This window comes from Candidatus Dorea massiliensis AP6 (genome assembly GCF_964245105.1).
GTDB lineage: Bacteria > Bacillota > Clostridia > Lachnospirales > Lachnospiraceae > Laedolimicola > Laedolimicola intestinihominis.
Genome location: NZ_CAXTKW010000001.1, coordinates 350,182 through 365,409, shown reverse-complemented (window position 1 = coordinate 365,409; position 15,228 = coordinate 350,182). Strand labels below are relative to the sequence as shown.

The following is a 15,228-nucleotide window of genomic DNA, read 5'->3' as shown; positions in this document are numbered from 1 at the left end:
GGAATAGAGTGAGCGTACAATTATTGGATAAAACAAGAAAGATCAATAAGCTGCTGCACAATAACAATTCCAGTAAAGTGGTATTCAACGATATCTGTGAGGTGCTGACAGAAATTCTGAATTCTAATATTCTGGTTATCAGTAAGAAGGGTAAAGTGCTGGGTATCAGCCATTGTGAAGGTGTGGAGGAGATTCAGGAGCTGATCGTAGATGAAGTTGGCGCGCATATTGACGAAGCGCTGAACGAGCGCCTCTTAAGTATCCTGTCCACCAAGGAGAACGTGAATCTGCAGACCCTGGGCTTTGAATCCGAGAATGTTCGCGATTATCAGGCTATCATTACTCCGATTGATATCGCAGGCGAGCGTCTGGGAACCTTGTTCCTGTATAAATACAAAGAGCAGTACGATATCGACGACATTATCTTAAGCGAGTACGGCACCACCGTTGTAGGTCTGGAAATGATGCGTTCTGTCAATGAGGAGAACGAGGAAGAGAAGAGAAAGGTCCAGATTGTAAAATCCGCCATCAGCACCCTGTCATTCTCGGAGCTGGAGGCTATTACCCATATCTTTGAGGAGCTGAAGGGCAACGAAGGTATCCTGGTAGCCAGCCGTATCGCTGACAGCGTGGGCATCACCCGTTCCGTCATTGTCAACGCCCTTCGGAAATTCGAGAGTGCAGGCGTCATTGAGTCCCGTTCCTCCGGAATGAAGGGAACCTACATTAAAGTAGTGAACGATGTGGTATTCGATGAGCTGGCGAAATTAAAGAAAGAATCATAAGGCTTCCAAAATGAGAATACGATTACAGTGCAGAAAAAGATTCAAAAAGAACGATTTCTGCACTGTTTTTATGTAATAGGAAATTCCATCGTAGTTTCTAAAAAAAGCATAAAATCCAAAAAAGCGGTTGACAAATTTTCTGGAAAGATTTAATATAATAACCGTAAGTTAGCACTCATATTGAACGAGTGCTAATAATAAAATGAGGATAAGATGAAAATCCAAGGAGGAATAGAAATGAAGTTAGTACCGTTGGGAGACAGAGTTGTACTGAAGCAGTTTGAAGCAGAGGAGACTACCGCATCCGGAATCATTCTGGCAAGCAAGTCTCAGGAGAAGCCGCAGCAGGCTGAGGTCGTAGCAGTAGGACCTGGTGGAATGGTAGATGGAAAAGAAGTTACCATGCACGTAAAGGTTGGCGATAAGGTTATCTATTCCAAGTATGCCGGAAATGAAGTAAAGCTTGGCGACGAAGAGTACATGATTGTAAAGCAGAATGACATCCTTGCAATTGTAGAATAATATCGAAAGATATTATTCTTTGCCGAATGGCATCCTGAGCGGAGCGTGCATATCCGTCAGGATATGACCGAATAATGATATAAAAATCTGAAAAAGAAACTGGAGGAATCAGAAATGGCTAAGGAAATCAAATACGGCGTAGAGGCCAGAAAAGCACTGGAAGCTGGAGTTAATAAGCTTGCGGATACCGTAAGAGTAACAATCGGACCAAAGGGAAGAAACGTAGTACTGGATAAGCAGTACGGCGCACCCCTTATCACAAATGATGGTGTGACCATCGCAAAAGAGATCGAGCTTGAGGATCCGTTTGAGAACATGGGCGCTCAGCTGGTAAGAGAGGTAGCGACCAAGACCAACGATGTAGCAGGTGATGGTACAACCACCGCAACGGTTCTGGCACAGGCTATGATTCATGAAGGCATGAAGAACCTGGCGGCAGGCGCAAACCCGATTGTCCTGAGAAAGGGTATGAAGAAAGCAACAGACGCGGCAGTAGAGGCGATCAAAGAGATGAGCAGCCCGGTTACCGGAAAGCATCAGATCGCGAGAGTTGCAGCAGTTTCCTCTGGAGACGAAGAAGTTGGCAACATGGTTGCTGACGCTATGGAAAAGGTGACCAATGACGGTGTTATCACTATCGAGGAGTCCAAGACCATGAAGACTGAGCTGGACCTGGTAGAAGGTATGCAGTTCGACAGAGGATATATTTCCGCATACATGGCAACGGATATGGAGAAAATGGAAGCAGTTCTGGATAATCCGTATATCCTGATTACCGATAAGAAGATCTCCACCACACAGGAAATCCTTCCGTTGCTGGAGCAGATCGTACAGTGCGGCAGAAAGCTCCTGATTATTGCAGAGGACATCGAGGGCGAAGCTCTGACCACTTTGGTTATGAACAAGCTGCGTGGAACCTTCACTGTTGTAGGTGTAAAAGCACCGGGTTACGGCGACAGAAGAAAAGAGATGCTGCGTGATATCGCTATTCTGACAGGCGCAAATGTAATCTCCGAGGAGCTTGGCCGTGAACTTAAGGATGCAAAACTCGAGGATCTTGGTACAGCCAAGTCTGTTAAGATTCAGAAAGAGAATACTATCATCGCTGAGGGCGCAGGCTCCAAGGAAGATATCCAGCAGAGAATCGCACAGATTCGTGCGCAGATCGAGGAGACCAAGTCCGACTTCGACCGTGAGAAGCTGCAGGAGAGACTTGCAAAGCTGGCTGGCGGCGTAGCAGTTATCCGTGTCGGCGCTGCAACCGAGACTGAGATGAAGGAAGCAAAGCTTCGTATGGAGGATGCTCTGGCAGCAACCAAGGCAGCTGTAGAGGAAGGTATCATCGGCGGCGGCGGATCCGCATATATCCATGCAACCAAGAAGGTAGCAAAGTTGCTTGATACAGTAGAGGGCGATGAGAAGACCGGTGTAAAGGTTATCCTGAAAGCACTGGAAGCGCCGCTGTTCCATATTTCCGCAAACGCAGGACTGGAAGGCGCAGTGATCATCAACAAGGTAAGAGAGAGCGAGCCGGGAATCGGCTTCGACGCACTGCATGAAGAGTATGTGAACATGGTAGAAGCAGGAATTCTTGACCCTGCAAAGGTAACAAGAAGCGCACTGCAGAACGCAACCAGCGTAGCAGCTACCTTCCTGACAACCGAGAGCTGTGTAGCAAATATCAAAGAAGAGACACCCGCAATGCCCGCAGGCGGCGGAATGGGCGGAATGATGTAACACATCAGCAGGAAACCAAGCGACCGGCATAGCCGGGCATTTGGTTTCATCAGATGTGTTAATGAGAAAACCACGTAAGTGGTTTTCGAATATAAGCCCAAGGAAGAAAAACAAGCACCCCCGCGGCAGGATTTATCCTGCCGCGGGGGTGCTTGTTTTCTCCCGGGGTCAATATCCCCCCTTGCATCCGCCCCCAAACCATGCTATACTCTACTAGGAAACTGAACAACAAGCATAGGGGTGCTGGCGGAAGCCGGCTGAGATTTGGACTGAGGCTGTCCATGACCCGTAAAACCTGTTGGATAATGCCATCGTAGGGAGTAGATTTTTAAAAGATATGCGATAAATCCGCCCGGCGTAGGCCGGGCGTTTTTTTGCGCAAAAACCTCTTGCGGCACAGTTTAACACATACTATTAGGAGGAACTGTAACATGACAACAAAGAAATGGGAATTGAAGGACATCATCATGATGGCGATTTTGGGAGTCGTATTTTCAGCCATTTACCTGGCTGTTTTTGACGGAGGCGTTGTGCTTTCTACCGTACTTGCCCCGACCGGACTTTCCAACTTCGCGTTTGAAATCATCTATGGCGTATGGTTCATGGCTGCCACACTGGCTGCTTACATCATCCGTAAGCCGGGCGTAGCTCTGGTGGCAGAAGTACTGGCTTCCGTAGTAGAGCTTCTGATGGGCAATTCCGGCGGCGTAACCGTTGTATTGACCGGACTGATTCAGGGCGCAGGTGCAGAGCTTGCATTCGCTTTATTCCGTTATAAGAAATGGGATCTGGCGAGCATGTCCCTGGCAAGCGTATTTTCCGCTGCCTTCATTTTCTGTTATGAGCTTTACTATCTGAACTACATTGCGCTGGCACCGAGCCTTCTGATTGCGCAGCTGGCAGTCCGTTTCGTAAGCGCCATCGTATTCTCCGGCGTGATCTGCAAGCTGGCTGGCGACGGACTGGCAAAGACCGGTGTGGTAAAGAGCTATGCCATCGGCGCGAAAGCAAAGAGCGGAAAGGTATATGACGAGGAGGACTAAAAAATGGATAAGTTAAAGGTCGTTCTGGACTGGTTCCCGAATACAAATCACACAGGCTATCTGCTGGCGCAGAAGCGCGGTTGGTTCAAAGAGGCCGATCTGGATGTGGAGATCTTCGGTGAGGTACATGGCGAGATGGAGCTCCACGGCGGAGATTTTGTCTGCGGACCGGAGATTGCTATGCTGGAGTGCCGGGAGCGGGGTATTAACCTGACCGGTATCGCGGTTATGACCCAAAAATGTGATTCCGGTATCGTCTCCCTGAAGGAGGCGGGCATCACCCGCCCCAGAGAGCTGGAGGGCAAGCGTCTGACTCACTGGACCCCAGCCTGGTTCCACGCAGCGATTCGTCGCGTGGTAGAAGCAGACGGCGGCGACTACGATAAGATCAATCTGGTAAATCTGGATGTAGGCGATATCGTAGCCACCCTGGGCAATGTGGCGGACGCTACCTGGGTTTATGAGAATTGGGAAAATCAGGTTCTGCTTGAGGCAGGAAAAGAGATTAACTACTTTAACCTGGGCGATGTGGATCCCATCTTTGATTTCTGCGCGCCGGCCATGGCGGCTTCCGAGGAAATCTTACGTGAAAAGCCGGATGCAGTGCGTCGTTTCCTGAAGGTCCTGGATCGGGCATACCGTGAGGTGGCTGCGCATCCGGAAGAAACCGTTATGGAAGTACGTGATATGCTGCCTGCAGACGCTACGGAGTCTCTGCTTATCCGCAGTCAGAAGCATCTGGCTCCGATTTTGCTTGACAAGGAAGGCCGGTGGGGCAGAATCGACGCCCAGAGATGGAACCGTATGGCGGATTTCCTGGTGGAGTGCGGCGTGATTTCCGGAAGAACCGAGAAGGAATTTACCAACGAGTATTTTGAAGCATGAGTATAAAAGTCGAACATCTGGAATTTACCTATTTTGAAGACAGAAAGAATATTCTCTATGATTTAAGTGCGGAATTTGATGCCGGTGAGATTACCATTCTCACCGGCGCTTCCGGGTGTGGCAAATCCACCCTGCTCTATCTGGCAGCGGGCATCTACCCTCACAGCGCCGGGATTTTGCGCTCCGGCAGCGTCAGCGTAGAAGGAGTACGTCCGGACAGTCTGACGGCATCGAAGCGTTGCGCCCTGGTGGGCATGATGTTCCAGAATCCGGAGCTGCAGTTCTGCATGGATACAGTGGAGCATGAGCTTTTGTTCTGCCTGGAAAATATCTGCACGCCCCGGGAAGAGATGATGGAGAAAGTAGACGGAGCGCTGGCTTTCTGTGAGATATCACACCTGAAAAAGCGGACGCTTCACAGCCTGTCCGGCGGCGAACGTCAGAAGGTTATGCTGGCCTGCCTGACCCTGCTGTCACCCAAATGGCTCCTGCTTGACGAGCCTTTTGCCAATATTGATGACGCTTCCGCCCGGATGATTGCGGGCAAATTAAAAGAACTGAACCGGACGAAGGGCATCGGCATTCTGGCGGTGGATCACCGGCTGGAGAACTGGCTTGGTATCGCGGATAAAGTGCGGGTTATGGAAAATGGTGTATTGCGGCCGGAAATCATGGATGTAAATACACTGGACGGGGCGCTTTTGAAGGAGCTTGGCGTGATTGTACCGGGCGAGGCCTATGAGACAAAGCTTCCGGAAGCGCAGTCAGGCGACGTGGTGCTGCGGTTAGAGCATCTGGCACTCAGACATGGAAATAACCATATTTTTACAGATATAAATGCCGAATTTCGTTCCGGCTGCATCTATGCCATTGTGGGTGAGAGCGGCTGTGGAAAGAGCAGTCTCTTCGGCGCACTGTCCGGCCTCTATTCCTATCAGGGACAGGCGTTGCTGGAAGGCCGGGAGCTTCGAAAGCTCCGGAAACAGGATTTGGGTAAAATCGGTTTCGTCACCCAGAATCCCCAGGATCAGTTTGTAAGCGATACGGTGAAAGAGGAGATTCTGGTGGGTCTGAAAAAGCGGGAGGACGCGGAGATGAAAACGGAGGAAATCCTGCGCGGCATCAAGCTCTGGCGATATCGGGATATCTCTCCCTATATGCTGAGCCAGGGGCAGCAGCGCAGACTTGGCGTGGCGGCCCTGATGGCCTATCCCTGTAAGGTGCTGGTCTGCGATGAACCTACCTACGCCCAGGACCGCAATAACACAAAGGCGATCATGGATGCCCTGTGCCGACAGGCCAGAGAGCATGGTGTGGCCCTGATTTTCTCCACCCACGACCGGCAGCTGGCGAAGGATTATGCAGATGAGATACTGGAACTGAAGGGAGGCAGACTATGCGTACACTGAATCCGGCAATGAAATTTGTGACGCTGTTGTGCGTGACCTTTGTACTGGCCTTCCGCTACAATCCAGTGCTGAATCTGGCGGTGTTCGTCCTCTGCATGGCAGCTCTGCTGGTGTCAAAGGTTCGCCTGAAGACCCTGGGACTTCTGATGCTGCCCATTTTGCTGGCAGCTACGGGGATGTTCTTTACCGGCTACCGGTTTTCGGCTGACGCGTCCATGCCGGTGGCGGCGGCAGACTTTCTGGTCAGCGATTCCCGGGTCTGGAACGGGGTGGCTCAGGCGAGCCGGGTGCTGGCCTATGCGGGCGTAGGTTTCCTGTTTACTCTGACCACGGATCGGATTTTGATGGTCAAGTCCTTTGAAAAGCAGTTTCATTTGCCGCAGGTCTGGGCCTACGGCCTTCTGGCAGCCTGGGGCGTATTTCCACAGGCGGTACAGGAATATAAGCGGACCAGGGCGGCGTTTCGGGCGAGGGGATTGAAGGTGTTTCCGGTATCCCCGGCGCTTTTGAAGCCTTTGCTGGTGAAATCCGTCCGTTGGTCCGAGGAACTTTCCATTGCCATGGAGTCCAAGGGCTTTTCGGGAGAGGAAAAGCGGACCGAATACATGCAGGTGCGGGTGCATGCCCGGGACTGGCTGTTCCTGATTTTATGTGTGGGTCTGACAATTGTCTGCTCTATGTAGAACAATACGTGTCCGCCTGGTAAAGACATATGTGTAAAGCCGGAAGCATTTATCGGAAAGAAAAGGGTACAGTGATTAAAAAAACTTATGAGTCAAAAAAAGCTGTTTTCCGACAGCTTTTTTTGTATTCTTTTTTCTTCTGTAATGTATTGACAATTCAGAATCTTTTCGCTAAGATAAGTTATCAATAACCGTCGCACACGGACACAAATGAATAGAAGAACAATGACTTGAGAGGAGAGAATAAAATGGGTAAGATTATTGGAGAAAGCATTACCTTTGACGATGTACTTCTGGTACCGTCCTATTCCGAGGTGATTCCGAATCAGGTGGATCTGACCACACATCTGACGAAAACCATCAAGCTGAACATTCCGATGATGAGTGCCAGCATGGATACCGTTACCGAGCATCGCATGGCGATCGCTATGGCAAGACAGGGTGGTATCGGAATTATCCATAAGAATATGTCTATCGAAAAGCAGGCAGAGGAAGTGGATAAGGTAAAGCGTTCTGAAAACGGCGTTATCACCGACCCGTTTTATTTATCCCCGGAGCATACCCTGGCAGACGCCAACGAGCTGATGGCCAAGTTCCGCATCTCCGGCGTGCCGATCACCGAGGGCCGGAAGCTGGTAGGTATCATCACCAACCGCGATCTGAAGTTTGAGACTGATTTTTCCAAGAAAATCAAGGATTCCATGACCTCGGAGGGACTGGTTACCGCAAAGGAAGGTATTACCCTGGAGGAAGCCAAGGCGATCCTGGCCAAGGCAAGAAAAGAGAAGCTGCCCATCGTTGACGACGATTTCAATTTAAAGGGCTTAATCACCATCAAGGATATTGAAAAGCAGATCAAGTATCCGAATTCCGCCAAGGACGCGAAGGGAAGACTGCTCTGCGGCGCAGGCGTAGGTATCACCAGCAATGTACTGGAGCGTGTGGACGCCCTGGTAAAGGCGCAGGTGGACGTAATCGTGCTGGATTCCTCCCATGGACATTCCGCCAACGTTATCCGCTGCCTGAAGATGATCAAGGAAGCATATCCGGAACTGCCGCTGATCGCAGGCAATATCGCTACCGGCGAAGCTGCAAAGGATCTGATTGAAGCAGGAGCAGACGCAGTAAAGGTTGGCATCGGACCGGGCTCCATCTGTACCACCCGTGTGGTATCCGGTATCGGCGTACCGCAGATCAGCGCGATTATGGACTGCTACGAGGTAGCGAAGGAGTATGGCGTCCCGGTTATCGCCGACGGCGGTATCAAATACTCCGGAGATATTACTAAGGCCATTGCCGCAGGCGCCAATGTCTGCATGATGGGAAGCATGTTCGCAGGCTGCGATGAGGCTCCCGGCGAGTTCGAGCTGTTCCAGGGAAGAAAATACAAGGTATACCGTGGCATGGGCTCTATCTCCGCTATGGAGAACGGCAGCAAGGATCGCTATTTCCAGGAGGGAGCAAAGAAGCTGGTTCCCGAAGGTGTAGAGGGCCGTGTGGCATACAAGGGAAGCGTGGAGGACACTATTTTCCAGATGCTGGGCGGACTTCGTTCCGGTATGGGACTCTGCGGAACACCGACCATCGAGGAATTGAAGCAGAGAGGACGCTTTATTAAGATTACCGCGGCGTCCCTGAAGGAGAGCCATCCTCACGATATTCATATCACCAAAGAGGCTCCGAACTATAGCACTGAGTCATAAAAAGCGGATATATAGAGAAAGCTTAAAAATAATTTTCAGGGAAAAGCTGGCATTTCATGTCAGCTTTTCTTTTTCTCTGTGGGGATTGCGCGGAGTTTTGAAAAAATTTTCGGGCTGTTCATAAAAAATTAAGTATTTGTTGTAGTAAAATGTAAACAGATTGCGTTATAGTAAATGTAACATGATTTCGGGAGGAAGCTGCGCATGCTGATGTACCTGTCCATACTGGACACCCAGGACGAAAAAGAAAAATTTACAGAGGTCTATGAGCAGTATCAGCATTTCTGCTGGTATGTGGCCAACCAGATGCTGGGCGACGATCATCTGGCGGAGGATGCCGTACAGGAGACCTTTCTGGCACTGACCAGACATTTGGACAAGATCGAGGTTGTCGAGAGTTCCAAAACCCGAAAGTTTCTGATGACGATTGTGAAAAGCAAGGCCATTGACATTCTGCGCAAGCAAAAGGGCGAGCTGTCCATGGAAGAACTGGAATACGAGATTCCAACCGGCGAGCCGGACGCTCTAAGCCAGTACATAACCCGGGAAAATTATAACGCCATTGTATCCAGCGTTTTGGAGTTGGAGGAGAACTACCGGGTGATTTTCGAATACAAGTATGTACACGGGCTTTCGGACCGGGAAATTGGCGATTTGCTGGGGATTTCTTCCAAAACCGTCAACGTGCGGTACTACCGGGCACGGAAAAAACTTCAGTTCATGCTGACAAAGGAGGGAGCAGGCAGTGCGGGACGATAAGAAGAGAGAAGAGCTGGAAAAAGAACTGCTTGCGGAAGCCTTCGATGAATGTATGGATGAACAGTTAAGCTTTATTCCGTCGGAGCGGGAAATCGCGCGCATGCACCGGTATTCCGAAGATTTTCAGCAAAACATGCAGGAGCTCCTGGATGCGGGCGGTAAGCCGAAGCGGAAGAAAAACACCATTACGCAGCGGGAATTTGTCTACAGCTTCAATAAGATTGCGGCTTGTATCCTGGCGGTTTTGGTGGTGAGCGGCGTCTGCACCGGTCTGTTTTTGGCAGGCGGAAAAAAGAGCAGCGGGACAGCTGATACGGCAGCTCCGGAGACAGCATCCATCATGGAAGACAGCGTCGAAGAGGCGGCGGATGAAGACGTGGAAACAGAGGGCGAAAGCGCAGAGAACACAGCAGCGGCGTCCGCTGCAGGGAAAGAAAACGCGCCGGAGAAAATCACCTTCGCGGGTCATGACATCTACCTGACCCAGGAACAGAATGTGACCGCCGAGACCGAGAGTGTAAAGACTCTGGTATCCAGCCCGGTGATCGCACGGGACGCAGAAGTGGTAAAAGTCACAATTGGTAACATCAGCGAGACACCCATTTCCTATAACGCCAATATGGAATTACAGGTACAAAAAGACGGCGCCTGGTACGTGGTGACCAGAAACAGCGAGCCTGTGGGGCAGCAGGACACTACCGTGGTCCTGGAGCCCGGTATGGCCCAGGATGAAGAACTGGATCTGACCGACTATGATCTGGATTATGACGCAGACGCCTACCGGATTATCACCTATGTAGACGGCGAGCCCTTCAGTGCCGGATTCCGATTCGAGAGCGTAGAACAGGGATTGGAGGAAGCTCTGGAGGAAAATAAATGAAAAAGAGAGTATGGATCATGGCCATTTTGATGGCAGGCACACTGGCAGCGGGTTGCGGCGGAGCATCCAAAGATGCCATGAGTGCTGCCAGCGTAACCGAAGAAACCAGCGCGGACTACGGCGCATATGAAAATGAGGCCTGGGACGACGTGGCGGAAGACGGCGCAGTCACCGCCGAATCCGGCATCGAGATACCGACAAACACCAGCCAGAAGCTGATCAAAACCGTCACCCTGAACATGGAAACCAGAGAATTCGAGACAGTACTTTCCGGTATCCAGGCCAAAGTTACCGAGACCGGCGGATACACGGAAACATCTGAGGTAAACGGAAGCAGCTACTACGGAAGAGGCAACCGCTCCGCCTGGCTGACCTTACGCATTCCCGCCGACAAACTGGACACCTTCGTCACCACCGTCAGCGGCCTGGGCAACGTCACCAGCAAAAGCGAAAGTGTCGAAGACATCACCCTGCAGTACGTAGACACCGAAAGTCACAAAAAAGCCCTGGAAACCGAACAGGACCGTCTGCTGACCCTCATGGAACAGGCCGAAAGCATGGACGACATCATCAAAATCGAAACCCGCCTGTCCGAAATCCGTTACGAACTGCAAACCTATGAAACCACCCTACGCACCTACGACAACCAGGTCTCCTACAGCACTGTCAACATCGATCTCTACGAAGTAGACCGTGAAAGCGCCCCGGAAAAGCAAAGCTTCGCAAGCGAACTAAAAACCCGCCTGACCGATAATATCTACCACATCAGCCGAGGTTTCCGAAGCTTCGCCATCTGGTTCGTAGCATCTCTCCCCTACTTCGCGATCTTCGCGGCAGCGGCCTTTATTGTTATAAAAATTGTGCGGAAAATCGTCTGGAAAAAGCCGATTTTCCATAAAAAAGAAGATCCCACCGATCCGACATCAAAAGAGTAGAACCAAACCACGCCCGCCCTGTCTCTCAACAGAGAGCGGGCGGGCTCTGCTGTACAAAACCGGGCGAAGGGCATTCACAACCAGACCCGTCCATTTATGATTCCCTCTTCCCTGTCCCCCAAAAATCTGTTATAATAATCATAATTGGCGAAGTTTCGTGAATTTTTCAAAAATCCCCAAAATTTGATAAAAAGGGAGGACCCACACCCCATGAAAACCCTGGACATCTCATTCCGATATCCCATAAAAACAGGCTCCTACCACCGCCCCGGCATCGAACGCCAGGGAGCGTGGATAAGCTTCACGGCTGCTGTTCCAGCAGAAAAGGACTGCGCCTTGCTCCTGTATAAAAAAGGAAGCCCGGAAGCCGAGATCGAGATCCCCATGGAATACAGCACCCGCTACGGCGACCTGCGTTCCGTCGAAATAGAAAAGCTTCCCATAGAAAAATACGAATATAACTACCGCATTGCAGGCACCGTCGTGACAGACCCCTACGCCCGCCGTATCTCCGGACGCAAAACCTGGGGACAGGCGCCGGCAGGAGAGGCTGCTTTGCGCGGCTGTATCATATCCGATGAGTTTGACTGGGAGGGTGACGAGCCTCTGCAGATCCCCTATACCGATGTGATTGCCTACGCCACCCATGTGCGCGGCTTCACGAAACATCCCACATCCGGCGCCCGTGCCAAAGGCACCTTCGCAGGCGTGCGGGAAAAAATCCCCTATCTGAAGGCGCTTGGCATCAATCAGCTGGAACTGATGCCGGTCTATGAGTTCGCGGAAGTGGAGGCCTGGGACGAAAAACGGCCAGCTATCCGTCGGGGCAGATCCGACGAACCCCTGATGAACTACTGGGGCTACACCGACAGCTATTATTTTGCGCCGAAGGCCTCTTACGCGGCTTCCAATGACCCGGTGCGGGAATTAAAAACGCTGGTAAAGGAGCTGCATAAAAACGGCATTGAGCTGGTGCTGGAATTCTATTTCCCAAAAGCCATGCAGACTGCCCGGGTACTGGACTGCATCCGCTACTGGGTACTGGAATACCACATAGACGGAGTTCACGTAAACCGGGATCATACGCCGGTGGAGGCACTGGCCCAGGAGCCGCTTCTCAGCCACACGAAAATCATGTCCGAGGGCTTCGGACTGGATGAGATTTACGACGGGCGTTCTGTTCCGGGTTTCCGCAATCTGGCAGAATATAACGACGGTTTTATGATGGATATCCGTCGTTTCCTGAAGGGCGACGAGGGCATGATCCCGGCTTTTATCTGGAGAGAACGGAAAAATCCGGAGCGTCATGCGGTCATGAACTATCTGGCAGGCCATAACGGATTTACCCTGATGGACGCGGTGTCCTACGATGAGAAGCACAACGAGGCCAACGGCGAGGATAACCGGGACGGTACCGACTACAACTATAGCTGGAACTGCGGCGAGGAAGGACCGAGCCGGAAGAAAAAGACCCTGGAGCTTCGTTCCAGACAGCTTCGTAACGCCTTGGTGATGCTGTATCTCGGTCAGGGCGTTCCGGTGCTGTACGGCGGCGACGAACACGGCAACAGTCAGTTAGGCAATAACAACGTTTACTGTCAGGACAATGAACTGTCCTGGATCAAATGGAAACCGGGCAAGGCATGGGAATACCTGGAAGAATATGTGCGACGCCTCATTTCCTTCCGAAAGGATCATCCGGTCTTTCATCAGGACGCGGAGCTTCGGCAGACTGATTACCTGTCCTGCGGCCATCCGGATGTGTCCTACCATGGAAAACGGGCATGGCTGGGCGATTTTGAAAATTACAGCAGGAGCGTGGGAATTCTCTACGCAGGCGAGTATGTGTCGGCGAACTCAGAAGGAAAGGAGCATGACGATTCCTTCTACGTGGCCTACAATATGCACTGGATTCCCCATGAATTCGCACTTCCGAAGCTGCCGGGCAAACAGGCCTGGACCATTGCCCTGGATACGGGAATCGAAGGTACAGATGGGATCCATGCGGAGGGCAGCGAAGAGGTCCTTACAGATCAGCGCACTGTGACCGTTTCAGAGCGGACCATACTGGTGTTGCGGGGACAGACAAGGCGGAAAGAGAAAAAAGAGCAGAAGGAACAGAAAAAACAGGCAGGAGCAGAGGAAGAATGAAAGCTTGGAACCATTTTTGCACCATTACAGAACATAAAATCATGGTCATGCGGCATTGCTTCAAGATAGGGCTGTACCGGCAGGGACTGCTGCACGACATGTCCAAATATACGCCCACGGAATTTATACCGGGCTGTAAATACTATCAGGGCTACAGAAGCCCCAATAATGCCGAGCGGGAGGACAAGGGCTATTCAGCGGCCTGGCTTCACCATAAGGGCCGCAACAAGCACCATTACGAGTACTGGATTGATTACAGCGTAGGTCCGGTGAAGGGCATGACCGGCATGAAGATGCCCAACCGCTATGTGGCCGAGATGATGATGGATCGCATGGCTGCGTCCAAAATCTACAATAAGGGTCATTATGATCAGCATGAGTCTCTGAAATATTATGAAAAGGGAAAGGATTCCTACATGATTCACGATGAGACCCGGGCACTTCTGGAGCATCTGCTTCACCTGCTGGACGAGCAGGGCGAGGAGGCGCTGTTCGCTTACATGCGCGCCAACATTGTAGGTAAGAAGGAATATCCGAAGATTCCTCCCCGGCCCTGGCAGCTGGTAGGCGACGGCCATTACGTTTCGGACGTGGAGCTTCTGCAGCTTCAGAAGGAGCAGGAGAAGGCGTCTGGAAAATAAAAAAGGAAATGGGGAACCGGTGCAGAATATTATAAATAGAGGAAAACTGATAACCATGCAGTACAGCATCATAAAGAGGTGGATGTATGACTATACGCGAAAGCACGGAACAGTGGGAAAGCGATTATTTAAGTCCGTATGCTTCTCTGAGTAAGAATTCCAGGGGGCGGGATCGGTATGAGCCACCCTGTGATATCCGGCCAGTCTATCAGAGAGACCGGGACCGGATTTTGCACTGCAAGTCCTTTCGTCGTCTGAAGCATAAGACCCAGGTTTTCCTGACACCCCGGGGCGACCACTATCGTACCCGTCTGACCCACACCCTGGAGGTTTCCCAGATAGCCAGAACCATGGCAAAGGCTCTGCGCCTCAATGAGGATCTGACCGAAGCTGTCGCCCTGGGTCACGATCTGGGACATACGCCTTTCGGACACGCAGGCGAGAGGGTCCTAAACGACCTTTGCAGCGCCGGCTTCGCTCATTATGAGCAGAGTGTCCGCGTGGTGGAAAAACTGGAAAAAAGCGGAAAAGGTCTGAATCTGACCTGGGAGGTGCGGGACGGCATCCGAAATCACCGGACCAGCGGCCATCCGTCTACCCTGGAGGGCAAGCTGGTACGTTTTTCCGATAAAATTGCCTATATCAATCACGATATTGACGACGCCATCCGCGCCGGGATTCTGGAGGAGACAGATATTCCAAAAGAATACCGGGATATTTTGGGCAGCACGACGCGGGAGCGGCTGAACACGCTTGTACACGACGTCATTTCCCAGAGCATGGGAAAGCCGGACATCTGTATGTCCGCAGAGGTGGAGGGAGCCATGCACGCGCTCCGCAGCTTCATGTTCAACAATGTGTATACGAATCCCATCGCCAAGGGCGAGGAGGTTAAGGCGCGGAATATGCTGGAGGGGCTGTTTTCCTATTATATGGAGCATCCGGAGGAGCTTTCGGATGAGTTTAAGGCCATGCTGGCCAGTGGTCGGGATCCACTGGAGATCGTGGTGTGCGATTACATATCCGGCATGACAGACCAGTACGCGATTTATAAGTTCGAAGAATACTTTGTTCCAAAAGCATGGAACGCATAGG

At 51.4% G+C, this 15,228-nt stretch carries 13 protein-coding genes and 1 pseudogene; all 14 read left to right on the top strand.

The genetic code is table 11. The features are described 5' to 3' along the window. The first annotated feature begins 8 nt into the window (after positions 1–8). The 14 genes and pseudogenes from codY to ACESZP_RS02005 all read left to right on the top strand — a co-directional run bounded on the left by codY (position 9) and on the right by ACESZP_RS02005 (position 15,227). Positions 9–785 (top strand): GTP-sensing pleiotropic transcriptional regulator CodY, encoded by a 777-nt coding sequence (gene codY / locus ACESZP_RS02070; RefSeq protein WP_178039273.1) that lies wholly within the window; start codon positions 9–11, stop codon positions 783–785. Between the two features lie 237 nt (positions 786–1,022). After that, positions 1,023–1,307: a co-chaperone GroES gene (locus ACESZP_RS02065; protein ID WP_178039274.1), complete on the top strand. Its 285-nt coding sequence runs from the start codon at positions 1,023–1,025 to the stop codon at positions 1,305–1,307. 114 nt (positions 1,308–1,421) lie between these two features. After that, a complete protein-coding gene (gene groL / locus ACESZP_RS02060; RefSeq protein WP_178039275.1) occupies positions 1,422–3,044 on the top strand; it encodes a chaperonin GroEL in 1,623 nt (540 codons plus the stop codon). Between the two features lie 431 nt (positions 3,045–3,475). Further along, positions 3,476–4,087, top strand: coding sequence for an ECF transporter S component (locus ACESZP_RS02055; protein ID WP_178040174.1), 612 nt, complete (start codon positions 3,476–3,478; stop codon positions 4,085–4,087). Between the two features lie 3 nt (positions 4,088–4,090). Beyond that, on the top strand, positions 4,091–4,972 hold the full coding sequence (locus ACESZP_RS02050; protein WP_440323012.1) for an ABC transporter substrate-binding protein: 882 nt from the start codon (positions 4,091–4,093) through the stop codon (positions 4,970–4,972). Then, complete coding sequence (locus ACESZP_RS02045; protein WP_499707883.1) at positions 4,969–6,381, top strand: ABC transporter ATP-binding protein; 1,413 nt, start codon at positions 4,969–4,971, stop codon at positions 6,379–6,381. Before ACESZP_RS02050 ends, ACESZP_RS02045 begins: the two co-directional genes overlap by 4 nt. Next, a complete protein-coding gene (locus tag ACESZP_RS02040; RefSeq protein WP_499707882.1) occupies positions 6,369–7,064 on the top strand; it encodes an energy-coupling factor transporter transmembrane component T family protein in 696 nt (231 codons plus the stop codon). The genes ACESZP_RS02045 and ACESZP_RS02040 overlap by 13 nt, the downstream gene beginning before the upstream one ends. A 248-nt stretch (positions 7,065–7,312) precedes the next feature. Further along, a complete protein-coding gene (guaB, locus tag ACESZP_RS02035) occupies positions 7,313–8,767 on the top strand; it encodes an IMP dehydrogenase (protein ID WP_178040178.1) in 1,455 nt (484 codons plus the stop codon). 204 nt (positions 8,768–8,971) lie between these two features. Then, positions 8,972–9,526 (top strand): sigma-70 family RNA polymerase sigma factor, encoded by a 555-nt coding sequence (locus ACESZP_RS02030; RefSeq protein ID WP_178040179.1) that lies wholly within the window; start codon positions 8,972–8,974, stop codon positions 9,524–9,526. Beyond that, a complete protein-coding gene (locus ACESZP_RS02025) occupies positions 9,513–10,406 on the top strand; it encodes an immunoglobulin-like domain-containing protein (RefSeq protein ID WP_499707881.1) in 894 nt (297 codons plus the stop codon). The genes ACESZP_RS02030 and ACESZP_RS02025 overlap by 14 nt, the downstream gene beginning before the upstream one ends. After that, on the top strand, positions 10,403–11,341 hold the full coding sequence (locus ACESZP_RS02020; protein WP_499707880.1) for a DUF4349 domain-containing protein: 939 nt from the start codon (positions 10,403–10,405) through the stop codon (positions 11,339–11,341). The genes ACESZP_RS02025 and ACESZP_RS02020 overlap by 4 nt, the downstream gene beginning before the upstream one ends. A 210-nt stretch (positions 11,342–11,551) precedes the next feature. Further along, the gene (locus tag ACESZP_RS02015; RefSeq protein WP_499707879.1) at positions 11,552–13,492 is read left to right on the top strand and encodes an alpha-amylase family glycosyl hydrolase; all 1,941 of its coding nucleotides are present in this window, start codon (positions 11,552–11,554) and stop codon (positions 13,490–13,492) included. Next, positions 13,489–14,019: pseudogene (locus ACESZP_RS02010) on the top strand (DUF5662 family protein); the annotation flags it as partial. The gene ACESZP_RS02015 and the pseudogene ACESZP_RS02010, both read left to right, overlap by 4 nt. Before the next feature lie 200 nt (positions 14,020–14,219). Beyond that, complete coding sequence (locus ACESZP_RS02005; protein ID WP_499707877.1) at positions 14,220–15,227, top strand: deoxyguanosinetriphosphate triphosphohydrolase; 1,008 nt, start codon at positions 14,220–14,222, stop codon at positions 15,225–15,227. Position 15,228: the final 1 nt, after the last annotated feature.

Coding starts and splice junctions, on each gene's coding strand:
- ACESZP_RS02020 (WP_499707880.1), top strand. CDS start 10,403: ATGAAAAAGAGAGTATGGATCATGGCCATTTTGATGGCAGGCACACTG.
- ACESZP_RS02055 (WP_178040174.1), top strand. CDS start 3,476: ATGACAACAAAGAAATGGGAATTGAAGGACATCATCATGATGGCGATT.
- groL (WP_178039275.1), top strand. CDS start 1,422: ATGGCTAAGGAAATCAAATACGGCGTAGAGGCCAGAAAAGCACTGGAA.
- ACESZP_RS02015 (WP_499707879.1), top strand. CDS start 11,552: ATGAAAACCCTGGACATCTCATTCCGATATCCCATAAAAACAGGCTCC.
- ACESZP_RS02040 (WP_499707882.1), top strand. CDS start 6,369: ATGCGTACACTGAATCCGGCAATGAAATTTGTGACGCTGTTGTGCGTG.
- ACESZP_RS02050 (WP_440323012.1), top strand. CDS start 4,091: ATGGATAAGTTAAAGGTCGTTCTGGACTGGTTCCCGAATACAAATCAC.
- ACESZP_RS02030 (WP_178040179.1), top strand. CDS start 8,972: ATGCTGATGTACCTGTCCATACTGGACACCCAGGACGAAAAAGAAAAA.
- guaB (WP_178040178.1), top strand. CDS start 7,313: ATGGGTAAGATTATTGGAGAAAGCATTACCTTTGACGATGTACTTCTG.
- ACESZP_RS02065 (WP_178039274.1), top strand. CDS start 1,023: ATGAAGTTAGTACCGTTGGGAGACAGAGTTGTACTGAAGCAGTTTGAA.
- ACESZP_RS02005 (WP_499707877.1), top strand. CDS start 14,220: ATGACTATACGCGAAAGCACGGAACAGTGGGAAAGCGATTATTTAAGT.
- ACESZP_RS02045 (WP_499707883.1), top strand. CDS start 4,969: ATGAGTATAAAAGTCGAACATCTGGAATTTACCTATTTTGAAGACAGA.